This is a genomic window from Pseudomonas sp. CFII68 (assembly GCF_000416195.1).
Taxonomy (GTDB): domain Bacteria; phylum Pseudomonadota; class Gammaproteobacteria; order Pseudomonadales; family Pseudomonadaceae; genus Aquipseudomonas; species Aquipseudomonas kilonensis.
Map to the genome: position 1 here is coordinate 80,378 of NZ_ATLN01000095.1, position 16,763 is coordinate 97,140.

A 16,763-nucleotide genomic window follows, 5' to 3' on the forward strand; every position below is an offset into this window, starting at 1 on the left:
AAGTCTTAAGGGAAACCCTGTGCTTACGATCTACAACACGCTCACCAAGAGCAAAGAAGTCTTCAAGCCGCTGGATGGCAACAAGGTCCGCATGTACGTCTGCGGCATGACCGTGTACGACTACTGCCACATTGGTCATGGCCGCAGCATGGTCGCCTTCGACCTGGTGACCCGCTGGCTGCGGTTCAGCGGTTATGACCTGACCTACGTGCGCAACATCACCGACATCGAAGACAAGATCATCAACCGTGCCCGCGAAAACGGCGAGCCTTACGATGCGCTGACCGAGCGGATGATCAAGGCCATGCACGAGGATGAGGCGCGCCTCAATATCCGCAAGCCGGATCTGGAGCCTCGTGCCACGGACCACATCCCTGGCATGCTGAGCATGATCCAGACCTTGATCGACAAGGGCTACGCCTACGCACCGGGCAATGGCGACGTGTACTACCGCGTCGCCAAGTTCATGGGCTACGGCAAGCTGTCGCGCAAGAAGATCGAAGACCTGCGCATCGGCGCGCGTATCGAAGTCGACGAGTCGAAAGAAGACCCGCTGGACTTCGTGCTGTGGAAGGGCGCCAAGCCGGGTGAGCCGAGCTGGGCGTCGCCGTGGGGCGCCGGGCGTCCGGGCTGGCACATCGAATGCTCGGTGATGTCCACCTGCTGCCTGGGCGAGACCTTCGACATTCATGGCGGCGGCAGCGACCTGGAGTTCCCGCACCACGAAAACGAAATCGCCCAGAGCGAAGCGGCCACCGGCAAGACCTACGCCAACGCGTGGATGCATTGCGGCATGATCCGGATCAATGGCGAGAAGATGTCCAAGTCCTTGAACAACTTCTTCACCATCCGCGACGTGCTCGACAAGTACCACCCGGAAGTCGTGCGTTACCTGCTGGTGTCGAGCCACTACCGCAGCGCTATCAACTACTCGGAAGACAACCTCAAGGACGCCAAGGGTGCCCTGGAGCGTTTCTATCACGCGTTGAAGGGCCTGCCGAACGTGCCGGCCGCTGGTGGCGAAGCGTTCGTGGCACGTTTCACCGAAGTGATGAACGACGACTTCGGCACGCCGGAAGCGTGCGCGGTGCTGTTCGAGATGGTGCGTGAGATCAACCGCCTGCGTGAGAGCGATCTCAATGCGGCGGCCGGTCTGGCGGCCCGCCTGAAAGAACTGGCCAGCGTACTGGGTGTGTTGCAGCTCGAAGCTGATGACTTCCTGCAGGCCGGTGCCGAAGGCCGCGTGGACGCCGCCGAAGTCGAGACGTTGATCCAGGCGCGCCTGACTGCGCGCGCCAACAAGGATTGGGCCGAATCCGACCGTATCCGCGACCAGCTCACCGCCATGGGCGTGGTGCTGGAGGATGGGAAGGGCGGCACGACCTGGCGTCTGGCGGACTAAGATCTTTTAGCGTTCGCAATACCCTTGTGGGAGCGGGCTTGCTCGCGAATGCGGTGTATCAGTTAGTGATTTGTTGACTGACACACCGCATTCGCGAGCAAGCCCGCTCCCACAGTTTTTTGCATGCCAACCCTGGCAATCATTGTTTTATGAGCTAGTACTGTCAGGTCGATTCGACGTTCTCTCTGGCAGGGTTCTTCCATGTTGGCTCATTGGTCTCTCGCGGCAATTCATCTGCTGGCCTTCGCCCTCGGGTTCTGGGCGGTGCTGACGCGCGGCACGGCACTGCGACGACTGGCGAGCGGTGTGGATGCGGTTCGGAGTGTCTTGGTTGCTGACAACCTGTGGGGCCTGTCGGCGCTGGTGTTGTTGGTGACGGGGGGGATGCGGGCGTTTGGCGGGTACGAAAAAGGCACGGATTATTACCTGCACCAACCGCTGTTTCACCTGAAGATGACTTTGTTCCTGCTGATCCTGTTGCTTGAGATCGCGCCAATGATCGCCCTGATCAAATGGCGGATGGCCCTGGGCAAAGGGGCTGCGATCGATCCTTCGAAAGCCGGCCGGTTTGCACGGATCAGCCACATTGAAGCTTTGTTGCTGATCTTGATGGTGATCGCCGCCACGGGCATGGCGCGCGGCGTGAGCCTGGGTTGACCGACCGCGAACGCCTGCTTCGTCATCATTAAAACGAAACGTCTGACAGCCATGCTAAGCGCCATGTCATTAGTATCGGTTCAACGGGCTGGACGAAAAAAGGCGGGGGCAGGGTGAGGTACGGTCGACCAGAATCTTTAGCCAGCCATTGCGACGATGCAAACGGGCTGGCTACGGACTGCAGCAAGGCTCAGGGAGTTTGCGGCTTGTCGGGGGCAGTGAGGCCCGCCTGAATACGCTGGTAAATCTCTTCGCGATGCACCGCAACGTTTTTCGGGGCGTTGATGCCGATCCGGACCTGTTGGCCGCTTACGCCCAGAATGGTGATCGTGATGTCGTCACCAATGTTTATGCTTTCACCGACTTTGCGGGTGAGTATCAGCATGGTGTTCTCCTTGATTGCTTTATAGGGCACCTGATTCAGACAGTGCAGATGTCGGTACTGCTTATAGATTAGTGCTAAGTGTCACAATGTGGGTGCCTCTTTCTGACGTGCAGATGCTGCATTAATTCCCAGGGTGCGACTATACAGAGACGCCGGGCAGGATTCTCGTGTTTTGAGCATTGTTTGCGGCGATCTTGACGGTCACGGGTGCTAAAATCCGTGCCTCATGTCTTCCGGGGGAAACGTTGTGCGCAAATTGGCTTGGGTTATCGCGGTATTGGTGCTGGCAGGATGCGGTGAAGGGCGTGACGTCGAAGCACCGAAGCCCAAACCCGTAGCGACCTCCGCACCGGCCGCCGCTGCCGCCCCGCAGTGGGCCGTCGAGGTTCGCGGCGAGACGCCGCAAGCAGTCAGCGACCTGACCGGTTGGCTCATCGAACACAGCTTCATGTCGAACGTGGTGCGGGAAAACGGCCAGGTGCGCGTCCTGGTCGGCCCTTTCAGTTCCAAGGCCGAGGCCGAAGCCAAGCAGGAACAGGTGACGGCTGCCCTGGTCCGGGCGAAAAAACGCAACATCGAGACGTTGGTGGTGGATTACCCGACGGCCCAGTAATCGGGCAGCACAAACAAGTCAGCCAAACCACAAAACCTGTGGGAGCGAGCTGTTCACGAATGCGAGGTCAGCCGCAGGCCTTCAAATTCACCGGCCCCACGAACTCGTTCCCACGGCCCATGACGCATGCCACGCTCTGGTTGCGCTGACGCTCCCAGCTCTCGACCGGGTAGGTCTTGTCCCAGGCTTCATACAGGCGCCGGTCCTGTTTCGAGAGGCGCAGGCCATATTGCTTGCTCATGTAGAAATAGGTCCGGGCGATCATCCCTCGGATAGAAGGGCGGGGCATGACCTTCTTGGCCTTGAAATCCACTTGGGTCAGGCATGAGCCGTACTGACCCTTCTGCACCGGCAACCAGCCGAAACTGAAATTGCTCCGATCACCGTTCACTTCCCCGATGCTTGGCACCAGGTTGTGCAGGTCGGCCTCGGCCCGTTGATAGACCGGGTCATAGCGGGTGCAGTTCTTGCGACCACCTTGTTGCCAGCATTGACGCTGATGGCCGATCTGCCACGCCGGGACAATATGTTCCCATTCAATGCGGGCGGCGCGGCTGGCATTCTTGCGCGGTACATAGCCGCAGGCGGCCAGGTTCACGCGATTGCCGGTGTATTTGCAGCCACAGTAGAACTCGGTGGATTGCGGTGCGTAGAGTTTCCAGGCGACTTTCTTGGCTTCGTTGAAGGTGCGTGGCGCACCGGCCTGTGCGCCCATGGCGATAAACACAAGCAATAAAGCTAAACAGCGAACACTCATCAGACTCAATCTTCCTTCGGCACAACCCAGAAAACCTGCACACCACCATCGTCGCGATAGGCGAGGGTCACGTTGTCGTTCTCGTCGATTTCTTCCAGCAGACGCTCCCACTCATCCATCGGCTCGTCGGGGAGACGGAAGATCAGGGCTGCCTTGGCTTTTTGCGCGGTGGGGGCGTTGATGATTTTCGAGACCCGCAGGCCGAGTCGCGTATAGGAATCTAAGGGGGTAGTTGCAGCGGAGGGCGGGGCCACAGGATTATCCTTATTAAGCTGTACGTGCATACAGTATTTAACCGTAGGCGTTTACGCAACTACTTAAAATTCAAGAAAATCGTCTGACAGCGCTTTTTTCGTTTTGGTGTAGGGGAAAGGAATTTTTTATTGTCTGGAATAAACGGGTGGCTCAACCGCTCTGGCCTGTGGCGGATTTGCGCGAGCGCTAAAGAAATTGTCTCAGCGGGCGATGTCCTGCGTAGGAATCCCATCCATGGAGTTTTGTCATGTCGTTTTCTATCGGCTTTCCCAATGCGGCGGCCGTGACCATTGGCGGTCAGTCCGCAGCCACCCTGAAGGCCTTGAACGAGGCGAGTACCGAGGCCGCCGATGAGGCCCTTGGCGAGACGCCAACGCCCGGCCAGGTCCGTACGGGTACGGGCGCTGAAGCGACCGATCAGGCGCAAGAGAGCGGCAGCACCCAGAGCATTGCCGTCCAGATTTTGCTCAAGCGGATGCAAGAGCTTCAGCAACAGCTCAGGGAGCAGCAGCAACAACTGGCCGCCGCACAGGCGCAGACCTATCCAACCCCGGAAGCCAAGACCTCGGCGGTCATGGCGATTCAGGGACAGGTCGCCGACACCAGTGGTGCGTTGCTGGAGGTCACCGGCCGTTTGGTCACGGAGCTGGCAAAGGGCGCCAGTTCGGGTACGGTGGTCAATACGACGGCCTGAGCTTGGACGTTGAGCCGCGACGTTGCGGATCAAACCGCAACGTTGACAAATCCCCGAAGCCTTACCATAGTTCACTTCACGCAAACGTTTGCGCGGCGTTCCGTGCATTGATTTGCTCACAATAATCATAAGATCGGAGTGAACCCATGAAGTTGCCATTCGCTGGACGCCTTCTCGCTGTTGCCATGCTCGCGGCTGCATCCGCTGCGCTGCCTATCTCCTCGGCATTCGCCCAGACCACAGAAAAACCCAAGGTCGCCCTGGTCATGAAATCCCTGGCCAACGAGTTCTTCCTGACCATGGAAGACGGCGCCAAGGCGTATCAGAAGGAACACTCCGCCGATTTCGATCTGATCTCCAACGGGATCAAGGATGAAACCGACACCGCCAACCAGATCCGCATCGTCGAGCAGATGATCGTGTCCAAGGTCGATGCGCTGATCATCGCGCCAGCGGACTCCAAGGCCATGGTGCCGGTGATCAAGAAAGCCGTCGACGCTGGCATCACCGTGATCAACATCGATAACCAGCTCGATCCGGCCGTGGTCAAAAGCAAGAACATCAACGTGCCGTTCGTAGGCCCGGACAACCGCAAGGGTGCGCGCCTGGTGGGCGAGTACCTGGCCAAGCAACTCAAGGCCGGTGACGAAGTCGGCATCATCGAAGGCGTGTCCACCACCACCAATGCCCAGGCACGCACTGCGGGCTTCAAGGATGCGATGGAAGCGGCGCAGGTCAAGGTCGTTTCCCTGCAATCGGGCGACTGGGAAATCAACAAGGGCAACCAGGTTGCCGCGTCGATGCTCAGCGAATACCCGAACATCAAGGCACTGCTGGCCGGTAACGACAGCATGGCGGTCGGCGCTGTGTCGGCCGTGCGCGCGGCGGGCAAGGCGGGCAAGGTGCAGGTGGTCGGCTACGACAACATCAATGCCATCAAGCCGATGCTCAAGGACGGTCGTGTCCTGGCGACGGCCGACCAGTTCGCCGCCAAGCAAGCGGTCTTCGGCATCGAGACGGCCTTGAAGATGCTCAAGGGCGAAAAAGTCGACAGCGGCACCCACGGCGTTATCGAAACTCCGGTCGAGCTGGTGACCAAGTAGTTATCCTGGCGACACAACGGTGCTCGCCCCTCCGGGCGAGCGCATTGGAGAGTTTGTTATGTCCGTTCGCGACCCGAACGCTGTCCTGTGCGTCAGCGGTATCGGCAAGACCTATGCCCAACCGGTACTGACCGACATCAACCTGACGTTGATGCGCGGTGAAGTGCTGGCGCTGACCGGCGAAAATGGCGCCGGCAAAAGCACCTTGTCCAAGATCATCGGCGGGCTGGTGACGCCGACAACCGGGCAGATGCAATTTCAAGGTCAGGATTATCGCCCTGGCAGCCGGACCCAGGCTGAAGAGCTGGGCGTGCGCATGGTGATGCAGGAACTCAACCTGCTGCCGACCCTTTCCGTGGCCGAAAACCTGTTTCTCGACAACCTGCCCAGCCACGGCGGCTGGATCAGTCGCAAGCAATTGCGCAAGGCGGCCATCGAGGCCATGGCCCAGGTGGGGCTCGATGCAATCGATCCTGACACGTTGGTCGGCGAACTGGGGATCGGTCACCAGCAGATGGTCGAGATCGCCCGCAACCTGATTGGCGATTGCCATGTGCTGATTCTCGATGAGCCGACAGCGATGCTGACGGCCCGCGAAGTCGAGATGCTCTTTGAGCAGATCACTCGCCTGCAGGCACGCGGCGTGTCGATCATCTACATTTCTCATCGCCTCGAAGAACTGGCGCGGGTCGCTCAGCGCATTGCCGTGCTGCGCGATGGCAACCTGGTCTGCGTCGAGCCGATGGCCAACTACGACAGCGAGCAACTGGTGACCCTGATGGTTGGCCGGGAGCTGGGCGAGCATATCGACCTGGGCCCACGCCAGATCGGCGCGCCGGCGCTGACCGTTAAAGGCCTGACACGCTCGGACAAGGTCCGTGATGTGTCCTTTGAAGTGCGCAGTGGCGAGATCTTCGGCATCTCCGGCCTGATCGGGGCAGGGCGCACTGAACTGTTGCGGCTGATCTTCGGTGCCGATACCGCTGACAGTGGCACGGTGGCGCTGGGTTCGCCGGCCCAGGTCGTGAGCATTCGCTCCCCGTCCGATGCGGTGGCCCATGGCATTGCGTTGATCACCGAAGACCGCAAGGGCGAAGGCCTGCTGCTGACCCAATCCATCGCCGCCAACATTGCTCTGGGCAACATGCCGGAGATTTCCCGCGCCGGCCTGGTCAATGGCAGCGCCGAACTGGCCTTGGCGCAGCGGCAGGTCGACGCCATGCGTATCCGCAGTTCCAGCCCGACCCAGTTGGTGTCCGAGTTGTCGGGCGGCAACCAGCAGAAAGTGGTGATCGGGCGTTGGCTCGAACGCGATTGCGCGGTCATGTTGTTCGATGAGCCGACCCGTGGTATCGACGTCGGCGCCAAATTCGACATCTATGCGCTGCTCGGCGAGCTGACTCGCCAGGGCAAGGCGCTGGTCGTGGTGTCCAGTGACCTGCGGGAACTGATGTTGATCTGTGACCGGATCGGCGTACTGTCCGCCGGACGCTTGATCGACACCTTCGAGCGCGACAGCTGGACCCAGGATGACTTGCTTGCCGCCGCATTCGCCGGCTACCAGAAACGTGATGCGTTGCTCAACGAAGCAGCGCCTAGGGATTTTTCATGAAAACCGCATCTGCCGTCGGCAAATCGAGTGGCAATTTCTATGGCCTCGGGACCTACCTGGGCCTGGCTGGCGCGCTGCTGGCCATGATCGCGCTGTTCTCGGCCCTGAGCAGCCATTTTTTGTCCTATGACACCTTCAGCACCTTGGCCAACCAGATTCCGGACCTCATGGTGCTGGCGGTCGGCATGACGTTCATCCTGATCATCGGTGGCATCGACCTGTCGGTGGGATCGGTGCTGGCGCTGGCCGCATCGACGGTCAGCGTGGCCGTGCTTGGCTGGGGCTGGAGCGTCTGGCCATCGGCCTTGCTCGGCATGGCCGTGGCGGCGCTGGCGGGTACGGTCACCGGTTCGATTACCGTGGCGTGGCGGATTCCATCGTTCATCGTCTCCCTCGGCGTACTGGAGATGGCCCGGGGCCTGGCGTACCAGATGACCGGCTCGCGGACTGCCTACATCGGCGACTCGTTCGCCTGGCTGTCCAACCCCATCGCTTTTGGTATCTCGCCTTCGTTCATCATCGCCTTGCTGGTGATCTTCATTGCCCAGGCGGTGCTGACCCGTACGGTGTTCGGCCGCTACCTGATCGGCATCGGCACCAATGAAGAGGCCGTGCGCCTGGCCGGTATCAATCCAAAGCCTTACAAGATCCTGGTGTTCAGCCTGATGGGCTTGCTGGCCGGTGTGGCCGCGCTGTTCCAGATTTCGCGCCTGGAGGCGGCGGATCCGAACGCCGGTTCGGGGCTTGAGCTGCAAGTCATCGCTGCCGTGGTCATCGGTGGCACCAGCCTGATGGGTGGCCGCGGTTCGGTCATCAGCACCTTCTTTGGTGTGCTGATCATCTCCGTGCTGGCGGCGGGCCTGGCGCAAATCGGCGCCACTGAGCCGACCAAGCGCATCATTACTGGCGCGGTGATCGTGGTGGCGGTCGTGCTCGATACCTATCGCAGCCAGCGCGCCAGTCGGCGGGGCTGAACCATGGCGACGATCAAGGATGTAGCAGCGCTCGCCGGAATTTCCTACACCACCGTGTCCCACGTGGTGAACAAGACGCGGCCGGTCAGCGAGGAAGTGCGGCTCAAGGTCGAAGCGGCCATCGAACGCCTGGACTACGTGCCCAGCGCCGTGGCCCGCTCGCTCAAGGCCAAGACCACGGCGACCATCGGCCTGCTGGTGCCCAACAGCCTCAACCCTTACTTTGCCGAGTTGGCCCGGGGCATCGAGGATTACTGTGAGCGCAACGGCTACTGCGTGATCCTGTGCAACTCCGACGACAACCCGGACAAGCAACGCAGCTACCTGCGGGTGCTGCTGGAAAAACGCATCGACGGCCTGATTTTCGCGTCCGCCGGCGGCGATGTCGGCCTGGCCGAGGGGCTGGCCAACGTGCGCACGCCCATGGTGATCGTCGACCGCGGGCTCGATGGCGTCGACGCAGACTTGGTGCGTATCGATCATGAATACGGCGCCTACCTGGCGACCCGGCACCTGCTGGAGCTGGGCCATCGCGATATCGCCTTCATCGGTGGTCCGGCTGATACCAGCGTGGCGCAAATGCGTCTGGCCGGATACTGTCGTGCGCTGAAAGAGGCTGGGATCGAGCTGCCCGTCGGGCGCATGCTCGAGAGCGATTTCACCAGTACCGGTGGCTACCGCGCCGCCGCGCAACTGCTTGAACAGCAGCCGCCAAGCGCGATTTTTGCGGCCAACGACATGATCGGTATCGGTGTGTTGCGCGCCGCCGCTGAACGCAACGTGCGCGTGCCCAGCGAACTGTCGGTCATCGGTTTCGATGACATCCAGATGAGCCGTTATGTCTACCCGGCGTTGACCACGGTCGGGCAGTCGATCCTGCAGCTCGGCGAGATGGCGGCCGAAGTGCTGCTGCTGCGTATCGCGACACCGAGCCTTGCCACCGACCAGCGGATTGTGACGCCGAGTATTGTCCTGCGGGAGTCGACTGCGCCGCTGTCCGGTACATTCGCCCAATACCGCTGAACCGAATTGATGAGTAGTGATGTATGCCAGCAAAAGTAGTGGTAATAGGCAGCCTGAACATGGACCTGGTGACCCGGGCGCCGCGTCTGCCGCGTGGTGGTGAAACACTGATTGGCGAGTCGTTCTCCACCATTCCGGGCGGCAAGGGTGCCAACCAGGCGGTGGCCGCCGCGCGCCTGGGGGCGCAGGTATCGATGGTCGGTTGCGTGGGCAATGATGCCTACGGCGAACAATTGCGTGGCGGGCTGTTGGCCGAGGGCATCGACTGCCAGGCGGTCAGCGTGGTGGAGGGGGCCAGCGGCGTGGCGCTGATCGTCGTCGACGACAACAGCCAGAATGCGATCGTTATCGTTGCCGGTGCCAACGGCGCGCTCACCGCCGAGGTCCTGGACCGTGTCGATGAAGTGCTGCAAGGCGCCGATGTCATCATCTGCCAGCTCGAAGTGCCGGATGCCACCGTCGGCCACGCCCTCAAGCGCGCTCGTGAGTTGGGCAAAATTGTCATCCTCAACCCGGCGCCAGCCTCCCGGACGTTGCCGGCCGACTGGTACGCCTGCATCGACTACCTGATTCCCAATGAAAGCGAAGCAGCGGTCTTGAGCGGGCTGGCGGTGGATTCCCTGGAAACCGCCGAAGTCGCCGCGGCGCATCTGATCGCCGCCGGCGCTGGCAAGGTGATCGTGACCCTGGGTGCCCAGGGGCTGATGTTCGCCAACGGTGCCAGCTTCGAACACTTCCCGGCTCCGCGGGTCAGGGCAGTGGACACTACGGCGGCCGGAGACACCTTTGTCGGCGGTTTCGCGGCAGCCCTGGCGAGCGGCAAAAGCGAGGTCGACGCGATTCGTTTCGGCCAGGCCGCCGCCGCGCTGTCGGTCACCCGCGCGGGCGCGCAGCCTTCAATCCCCACGTTGCTGGAAGTACAGGCTTTCAAATCATGAAAAAGACACCGTTGTTGAATGTGGCACTGTCACGACTGATCGCTTCCCTGGGCCATGGCGACAAGGTGGTCATCGGTGATGCCGGCCTGCCCGTGCCGCCTCAGGTCGAATTGATCGACCTGGCCCTGACCCATGGCATTCCTGACTTCGTCAGTACCTTGAAGGTGGTGCTCAGCGAAATGCAGGTGGAAAGCCATGTCCTGGCCGAGGAGATCCTCGAAAAACAACCATTGGCCCTGGCGGCCCTGGAGGCGCTGCATGCCGAGGGTGCGCTGGGCGAGCGGGTGCTGGTCAGCCATGAACAATTCAAGGTCATCAGCCAACAGGCGCGGGCGATCATTCGCACAGGCGAGTGCTCTCCGTACTGCAATATCGTGCTGGTCGCTGGAGTGACGTTCTAACCCTGTTCAACCTTGCACAAGGAGTGCGCCATGCACCGCTATGCTCAGAAAATGCATCAACTGATCCGGAGTCTGCTGCTTTTGTCATTGATCACCGCAACGAGCGCCCAGGCGGCGGAAAAGATCGACCTGATCATCGACACCGATCCAGGGGCCGATGACGTGGTGGCGCTGTTGTTCGCCCTGGCGTCACCCGAGGAGCTGCATATCCGTGCGCTGACCACTGTCGCCGGCAATGTGCGCCTGGACAAGACCTCGCGCAACGCTCGCCTGGCGCGAGAATGGGCGGGGCGCGAAGACGTGCCCGTGTATGCCGGGGCGCCGAAACCGTTGATGCGCACGCCCATCTACGCGGAAAACATCCATGGCAAGGAAGGCCTGTCGGGTGTCACCGTGCACGAGCCGAAGAAGGGGTTGGCCGAAGGCAATGCCGTCAACTACCTGATCGACACCCTCAAGGCGGCCAAGCCCCACAGCATCACCATTGCCATGCTGGGCCCGCAGACCAACCTGGCCCTGGCGCTGGTGCAGGAGCCCGACATCGTCCAGGGCATCAAGGAAGTGGTGATCATGGGCGGTGCGCATTTCAACGGCGGCAATATCACGCCGGTGGCGGAGTTCAATCTGTTCGCCGACCCGCAGGCGGCCGAGGTGGTGGCCAAGAGCGGCGTGAAGCTGACGTACCTGCCGCTGGACGTGACCCACAAGATCCTCACCAGCGAAGCGCGCCTGAAGCAGATCGCGGCGCTGAACAACAATGCCAGCAAGCTGGTGGGCGATATCCTCAACGAATACGTCAAGGGCGACATGGAGCACTACGGTATGACGGGCGGGCCGGTGCATGACGCGACGGTGATTGCCTACCTGCTCAAGCCGCAGTTGTTCACTGGCCGTTCGGTCAATGTCGTGGTGGACAGTCGCGAGGGCCCGACGTTCGGGCAGACCATCGTCGACTGGTACGATGGCCTGAAAGCGCCGAAGAACGCGTTCTGGGTGGAAAACGGTGATGCCCAGGGCTTCTTCGACCTGCTGACCGAGCGCCTGGCGCGCCTCAAGTAACCTGCCTGGCTGTGCGCCCGCAGGTTGGGCCTGCGGGTGCGTGAGCATCAGTCCACGGTGTCGACGACGCTCGGGTAGCGTTCGAATGCCTGCTGGATGAAGTTGCGGGCGACCTCCGTCCCCAGTTCCCTCACCAGCAATTCTATGCCGATGATTGCCAATTCCTCGGGGCTGCTCGGGCTATAGGAGCTATGGCCCTCCGACCATTTGGCATTGATGGTGGCTTCGATGCTGACGGTGCTCATGGTAGGGCTCGCGAGTTGGAGGGCTGTAAGTGGAGTTAAGCATTTTTGCCCCCGGTTTGGCACTGCGACTTAGGCATTGGAGGAGGGCTGTGCGACACTCTTTTTTTTGTTTTTAAAGGAGCCCCGCCGTGCAGATCGATTTGAACGCTCCGGATGGCCTGACCCTAGAGGCGGTTCGTCAATTGCTGGCCTCGGCCAGTGATGACGAGCATACCCAGCTGCGCGTGACCAAGGGCGGTATCGCCTATTTGTCCTCGGGTGTGGTCGGTGGCGCTGACATCGATGGTTTGCTGTTTCGGCTCGAGACCTGGGCCAAGGGCTCGGGATACGTCGGACGGGTCGCTGCCAGCGACGAGGTCTGGGTCATGCAGATCTACAATGCGCTGAAGGATAACTGGCCCAATCCCCCGTTCGATTACATCGACGTTTATTGAGCGGTGTTCATATCCAGTCACGATTCATGTCTGAACAGCAGTGGCGGCTCAGGCAAACTGCCGGTTTCCGGATGAGCCAGGCCGACGGCTGTGGTGTTGAAACCAAGCGCCGTTTGGGTTGTCGCACGCTCTCTGTTTATCTATAGAAAAAAGGAGGCTTCATGCCTTGGAAGCTCGCGTCATTGAGTACTCTGTTGGCCGCCGTGGTCTTGAGCGGTTGCAGCAGCACCTCGGAATCGACCCCCGAACCCGTGGCGACCGAGACCGGTCACAGCCGCTGCGAAGCAAAGGGCGCCGAGTTCGCCATTGGCAAGCAGGCCTCGCCACAATTGCTGGAGCAGGCCCGTACCCGAGCCGGCGCTCAGATTGCCCGGATCCTCAAGCCCAACGACATGGTGACGCTTGAGTACCGCTCCGATCGCCTGAACCTCAATACCGATGCCAACCTGGTGGTCAACCGGGTGAACTGCGGCTGATTGCCGGTTTTCAATCGCCCATAAAAAACCCCGTCACATGGACGGGGTTTTTTAGTACGCGGAGAAATTACTCAGCGCGAACCTGTGCAGCTTGCATACCCTTTTGGCCTTTCTCAGCCACGAAGGAAACGGTCTGGCCTTCTTTCAGGCTTTTGAAACCGTCGCTTTCGATAGCTTTGAAGTGTACGAACAGGTCGTCACCGCCACCTTGAGGAGTGATGAAGCCGAAGCCTTTTTCATCGTTGAACCATTTAACGGTGCCGGTTTGGCGATTAGACATGGTGTATCTCCAAGAAACATATATTTTCAGTGTACTGTGCTGCTCAGGCCAACTGGGCACACCCGGGTATCATAGTCGAAATGTTCGATTTGGGACCCCCCCAGACGCGCTGTTTGCCAATCAGTCGTGTTTACTTTACTGCCTTTACCCGCTGAAAGGCCCGGTTTTAAAGGCTTTCAGCCGAAAGTAAAGACGATAAAAAAAGCTGTAAAACCTGAATAAATCGTTCAAAAAAGCCTGAAATCAGTGTTTTTCAACCCTGCCGGGCCCGCTCAGGAAGCCTGCTTTCTCACTTTTTCGTCTTGTTGTCGGCCTTGCATTTTGCGATCTGGCCCAGTGCCTTTTGTTGCAGCTCCGGGGTGGCCTTGTTGTCCATCAAGGCCTGGATGTCCGAGGCGGGATAGGACTTGATCGCATCGGCGCCACAGGCGCAATGAGCCTTGGCAGCGGCCGGGCCGATCTGGGGCGTTGCCGCCTCCGTGCATTGGGCCATGTATTTTTCGCGCTCGCCTTTGGGCCAGTCGGCATGGGCGGTCAGTGGAAGCAGCAGGGCGAGGGGGGCGACTACTGCAAACAATGTATTGAGACGCATGCGAAGATGCTCCTTTCGGGTCGATGTCTTGATATCTGAGGCGTTGCGCTCGGTTCAGTTCAGCACTCTGGCATAAAAACCCTGGATTTACGCCTGCTTCAATTCGAGCGCGGCGATGACCGTTCATCTGTGCTAGCATGCCGGGCTCGGGTATTTCCAGGCTGCGGATGACAACTCGTCCCGGCGGCAAATGTTCGAAATAACCCTGATTTGAATCCCAGTCACTCTGGTTCGGTTTTCCCGGTTGGCCGCAAGGCTCCTGCCGCTGTAAGGCAGGCGTTCGTCATTGAATGGCCTGGACTGGATCTTGTACTGGCTCATCCCAACCCACGTGACCTTTGGTAGGGGTCACCACTAGGAGAGGAGGCGCCATGCCAACTATTACTCTTCCCGACGGCAGTCAACGTTCATTCGATCACCCGGTTTCCGTAGCCGAGGTCGCCGCATCCATCGGTGCGGGCCTGGCCAAGGCCACCCTGGCCGGCAAGGTCAACGGCAAGCTGGTCGACGCCAGTGACGTCATCGACAGCGACGCCACGCTGCAAATCATCACGCCAAAGGATGAAGAGGGGCTGGAGATCATTCGCCACTCTTGCGCGCACCTGGTCGGCCATGCGGTCAAGCAGCTGTACCCGAGCGCGAAGATGGTCATCGGTCCGGTCATCGACGAAGGCTTCTATTACGACATCGCCTTCGAGCGTCCTTTCACGCCGGACGACATGGCGGCCATCGAACAGCGCATGCAGCAGCTGATCGAGAAAGATTACGACGTCATCAAGAAAGTCACCCCGCGCGCCGAAGTCATCGAAGTCTTCAAGGCCCGTGGCGAGGACTACAAGCTGCGTCTGGTGGAAGACATGCCGGACGAGCAGGCCATGGGCCTGTACTACCACGAAGAATACGTCGACATGTGCCGTGGCCCGCACGTGCCGAACACGCGCTTCCTGAAATCCTTCAAGCTGACCAAGCTGTCCGGCGCCTACTGGCGTGGCGATGCGAAGAACGAGCAGTTGCAGCGCGTCTATGGCACTGCCTGGGCGGACAAGAAGCAACTGGCGGCCTACATCCAGCGCATTGAAGAAGCCGAGAAACGCGATCACCGCAAGATCGGCAAGCGCCTGGGCCTGTTCCATACCCAGGAAGAGTCCCCGGGCATGGTGTTCTGGCACCCGAACGGCTGGACCCTGTACCAGGTGCTCGAGCAGTACATGCGCCAGGTCCAGCGTGAGAACGGCTATCTGGAAATCAAGACGCCGCAAGTGGTGGACCGCAGCCTGTGGGAGAAATCCGGGCACTGGGCCAACTACGCCGACAACATGTTCACCACCCAGTCGGAAAACCGCGACTACGCCATCAAGCCGATGAACTGCCCATGCCACGTGCAGGTGTTCAACCAGGGCTTGAAGAGCTACCGCGAACTGCCGATGCGCCTGGCCGAGTTCGGTGCCTGCCACCGCAACGAGCCGTCGGGTGCGCTGCACGGCATCATGCGCGTGCGTGCATTCACTCAGGACGATGCACACATCTTCTGCACCGAAGAGCAGATGCAGGCCGAATCCGCCGCCTTCATCAAGCTGACCATGGACGTCTATCGTGACTTCGGCTTCACCGAAGTCGAGATGAAGCTGTCCACTCGTCCGGAAAAACGCGTTGGCTCCGACGAGCTGTGGGATCGCGCCGAAGCGGCCCTGGCCGCCGCCCTTGATAGCGCGGGCCTTGCGTACGACCTGCAGCCGGGCGAGGGGGCCTTCTACGGTCCGAAGATCGAATTCTCGCTGAAAGATTGCCTCGGTCGTGTGTGGCAGTGTGGTACCTTGCAGCTCGATTTCAACCTGCCGATCCGTCTGGGCGCTGAATATGTGTCCGAAGACAACAGTCGCAAGCACCCGGTCATGCTTCACCGCGCGATCCTCGGTTCGTTCGAGCGTTTCGTCGGGATTCTGATCGAACACTACGAGGGTGCGTTCCCTGCGTGGCTGGCGCCGACCCAGGCAGTGATCATGAATATCACTGATAAACAGGCAGATTTTGCCGCTGAAGTCGAAAAAACTCTCAATCAAAGCGGATTTCGTGCCAAGTCCGACTTGAGAAATGAAAAGATCGGCTTTAAAATCCGCGAGCATACTTTGCTCAAGGTTCCCTTTCTCTTGGTTATCGGAGATCGGGAGGTCGAGATGCAGACTGTCGCTGTGCGTACTCGTGAAGGTGCTGACCTGGGCTCGATGCCCGTCGCCGAATTCGCTGAGTTTCTCGCGCAAGCGGTTTCCCGGCGTGGTCGCCCAGATTTGGAGTAATTATTATTAAGCGTGAAATGAGACAAGATAAACGAGCTGCACCGAAAGCCCCGATCAACGAGAATATCTCGGCACGCGAGGTTCGGTTAATTGGCGCTGACGGCGAGCAGATTGGCATCGTCTCGATTGATGAAGCGCTTCGTATTGCTGAAGAAGCCAAGCTTGATCTGGTAGAAATTTCCGCAGACGCAGTCCCACCGGTTTGCCGGGTGATGGACTACGGCAAGTCGATCTTCGAGAAGAAGAAGCAGATTGCCGCGGCGAAGAAAAACCAGAAGCAGATTCAGGTAAAAGAAATCAAGTTTCGTCCAGGGACGGAGGAAGGGGATTACCAGGTAAAACTGCGCAACCTGGTACGTTTCCTGAGTGATGGGGACAGGGCCAAGGTATCCTTGCGATTCCGCGGCCGTGAGATGGCCCACCAGGAGCTGGGGATGGAACTCCTCAAGCGGGTTGAACAAGACCTGCTCGAGTACGGTTCGGTCGAACAGCATCCTAAGATGGAAGGACGCCAGCTGATCATGGTCATCGCCCCGAAAAAGAAGAAGTAATCACCAGGGCACGGCAGG

21 protein-coding genes are annotated in these 16,763 nt (G+C 59.9%); 15 read left to right on the forward strand and 6 right to left on the reverse strand.

The features are described from left to right. Positions 1-19 precede the first annotated feature (19 nt). Together cysS and CFII68_RS10980 are read left to right on the forward strand one after the other, a co-directional pair. On the forward strand, positions 20-1,402 hold the full coding sequence (cysS, locus tag CFII68_RS10985) for a cysteine--tRNA ligase (protein ID WP_018608904.1): 1,383 nt from the start codon (positions 20-22) through the stop codon (positions 1,400-1,402). 201 nt (positions 1,403-1,603) lie between these two features. Beyond that, complete coding sequence (locus tag CFII68_RS10980) at positions 1,604-2,059, forward strand: DUF2214 family protein (RefSeq protein ID WP_018608906.1); 456 nt, start codon at positions 1,604-1,606, stop codon at positions 2,057-2,059. A 190-nt stretch (positions 2,060-2,249) separates the two neighbouring features. On the opposite strand, the gene csrA is transcribed toward CFII68_RS10980, so the two are convergent. Then, positions 2,250-2,444 carry a carbon storage regulator CsrA gene (gene csrA / locus CFII68_RS10975; RefSeq protein ID WP_003179932.1) on the reverse strand — a complete coding sequence of 65 codons (195 nt, stop codon included), beginning with the start codon at positions 2,442-2,444 and terminating at the stop codon, positions 2,250-2,252. 247 nt (positions 2,445-2,691) lie between these two features. On the opposite strand from csrA, the gene CFII68_RS10970 reads away from it, so the two are divergent. Continuing rightward, positions 2,692-3,057, forward strand: a complete 366-nt coding sequence (locus tag CFII68_RS10970; protein WP_018608918.1) for an SPOR domain-containing protein — start codon at positions 2,692-2,694, stop codon at positions 3,055-3,057. 67 nt (positions 3,058-3,124) lie between these two features. On the opposite strand, the gene CFII68_RS10965 is transcribed toward CFII68_RS10970, so the two are convergent. Next, positions 3,125-3,814, reverse strand: a complete 690-nt coding sequence (locus CFII68_RS10965; RefSeq protein WP_033062713.1) for an endonuclease — start codon at positions 3,812-3,814, stop codon at positions 3,125-3,127. A 5-nt stretch (positions 3,815-3,819) separates the two neighbouring features. Next, complete coding sequence (locus CFII68_RS10960) at positions 3,820-4,098, reverse strand: DUF1654 domain-containing protein (protein WP_050585407.1); 279 nt, start codon at positions 4,096-4,098, stop codon at positions 3,820-3,822. Between the two features lie 218 nt (positions 4,099-4,316). On the opposite strand from CFII68_RS10960, the gene CFII68_RS10955 reads away from it, so the two are divergent. The 8 genes from CFII68_RS10955 to CFII68_RS10920 all read left to right on the forward strand — a co-directional run bounded on the left by CFII68_RS10955 (position 4,317) and on the right by CFII68_RS10920 (position 11,873). Next, positions 4,317-4,763 carry a hypothetical protein gene (locus CFII68_RS10955; RefSeq protein WP_018608922.1) on the forward strand — a complete coding sequence of 149 codons (447 nt, stop codon included), beginning with the start codon at positions 4,317-4,319 and terminating at the stop codon, positions 4,761-4,763. A gap of 146 nt (positions 4,764-4,909) precedes the next feature. Beyond that, complete coding sequence (locus tag CFII68_RS10950) at positions 4,910-5,866, forward strand: sugar ABC transporter substrate-binding protein (RefSeq protein WP_018608925.1); 957 nt, start codon at positions 4,910-4,912, stop codon at positions 5,864-5,866. A gap of 58 nt (positions 5,867-5,924) precedes the next feature. Then, positions 5,925-7,478, forward strand: a complete 1,554-nt coding sequence (locus tag CFII68_RS10945; RefSeq protein ID WP_018608927.1) for a sugar ABC transporter ATP-binding protein — start codon at positions 5,925-5,927, stop codon at positions 7,476-7,478. Continuing rightward, positions 7,475-8,452, forward strand: coding sequence for an ABC transporter permease (locus tag CFII68_RS10940; protein WP_018608928.1), 978 nt, complete (start codon positions 7,475-7,477; stop codon positions 8,450-8,452). Before CFII68_RS10945 ends, CFII68_RS10940 begins: the two co-directional genes overlap by 4 nt. 3 nt (positions 8,453-8,455) lie before the next feature. Further along, a complete protein-coding gene (locus tag CFII68_RS10935) occupies positions 8,456-9,475 on the forward strand; it encodes a LacI family DNA-binding transcriptional regulator (protein ID WP_018608930.1) in 1,020 nt (339 codons plus the stop codon). Between the two features lie 23 nt (positions 9,476-9,498). After that, positions 9,499-10,413, forward strand: coding sequence for a ribokinase (gene rbsK / locus CFII68_RS10930; RefSeq protein ID WP_033062714.1), 915 nt, complete (start codon positions 9,499-9,501; stop codon positions 10,411-10,413). Next, the gene (gene rbsD, locus CFII68_RS10925) at positions 10,410-10,814 is read left to right on the forward strand and encodes a D-ribose pyranase (protein ID WP_018608934.1); all 405 of its coding nucleotides are present in this window, start codon (positions 10,410-10,412) and stop codon (positions 10,812-10,814) included. Before rbsK ends, rbsD begins: the two co-directional genes overlap by 4 nt. A 30-nt stretch (positions 10,815-10,844) precedes the next feature. Next, on the forward strand, positions 10,845-11,873 hold the full coding sequence (locus CFII68_RS10920; RefSeq protein ID WP_003203636.1) for a nucleoside hydrolase: 1,029 nt from the start codon (positions 10,845-10,847) through the stop codon (positions 11,871-11,873). A 47-nt stretch (positions 11,874-11,920) separates the two neighbouring features. Here CFII68_RS10920 and CFII68_RS10915 read toward each other — a convergent pair whose 3' ends face one another. Then, on the reverse strand, positions 11,921-12,118 hold the full coding sequence (locus tag CFII68_RS10915; protein WP_018608935.1) for a hypothetical protein: 198 nt from the start codon (positions 12,116-12,118) through the stop codon (positions 11,921-11,923). Between the two features lie 128 nt (positions 12,119-12,246). Between CFII68_RS10915 and CFII68_RS10910 the strand changes: the two genes are divergently transcribed. Together CFII68_RS10910 and CFII68_RS10905 are read left to right on the forward strand one after the other, a co-directional pair. After that, on the forward strand, positions 12,247-12,552 hold the full coding sequence (locus CFII68_RS10910) for a hypothetical protein (RefSeq protein ID WP_003203632.1): 306 nt from the start codon (positions 12,247-12,249) through the stop codon (positions 12,550-12,552). 161 nt (positions 12,553-12,713) lie between these two features. Next, positions 12,714-13,028: an I78 family peptidase inhibitor gene (locus CFII68_RS10905; protein ID WP_003203630.1), complete on the forward strand. Its 315-nt coding sequence runs from the start codon at positions 12,714-12,716 to the stop codon at positions 13,026-13,028. 67 nt (positions 13,029-13,095) lie between these two features. On the opposite strand, the gene CFII68_RS10900 is transcribed toward CFII68_RS10905, so the two are convergent. Continuing rightward, positions 13,096-13,308, reverse strand: coding sequence for a cold-shock protein (locus CFII68_RS10900; protein ID WP_007905882.1), 213 nt, complete (start codon positions 13,306-13,308; stop codon positions 13,096-13,098). 289 nt (positions 13,309-13,597) lie between these two features. Next, a complete protein-coding gene (locus CFII68_RS10895; protein WP_018608945.1) occupies positions 13,598-13,900 on the reverse strand; it encodes a hypothetical protein in 303 nt (100 codons plus the stop codon). A gap of 371 nt (positions 13,901-14,271) precedes the next feature. Between CFII68_RS10895 and thrS the strand changes: the two genes are divergently transcribed. Together thrS and infC are read left to right on the forward strand one after the other, a co-directional pair. After that, complete coding sequence (gene thrS, locus CFII68_RS10890) at positions 14,272-16,194, forward strand: threonine--tRNA ligase (protein ID WP_014337550.1); 1,923 nt, start codon at positions 14,272-14,274, stop codon at positions 16,192-16,194. Then, the gene (infC, locus tag CFII68_RS10885; RefSeq protein ID WP_169432615.1) at positions 16,194-16,745 is read left to right on the forward strand and encodes a translation initiation factor IF-3; all 552 of its coding nucleotides are present in this window, start codon (positions 16,194-16,196) and stop codon (positions 16,743-16,745) included. Before thrS ends, infC begins: the two co-directional genes overlap by 1 nt. The last annotated feature ends 18 nt before the right edge of the window (positions 16,746-16,763 follow it).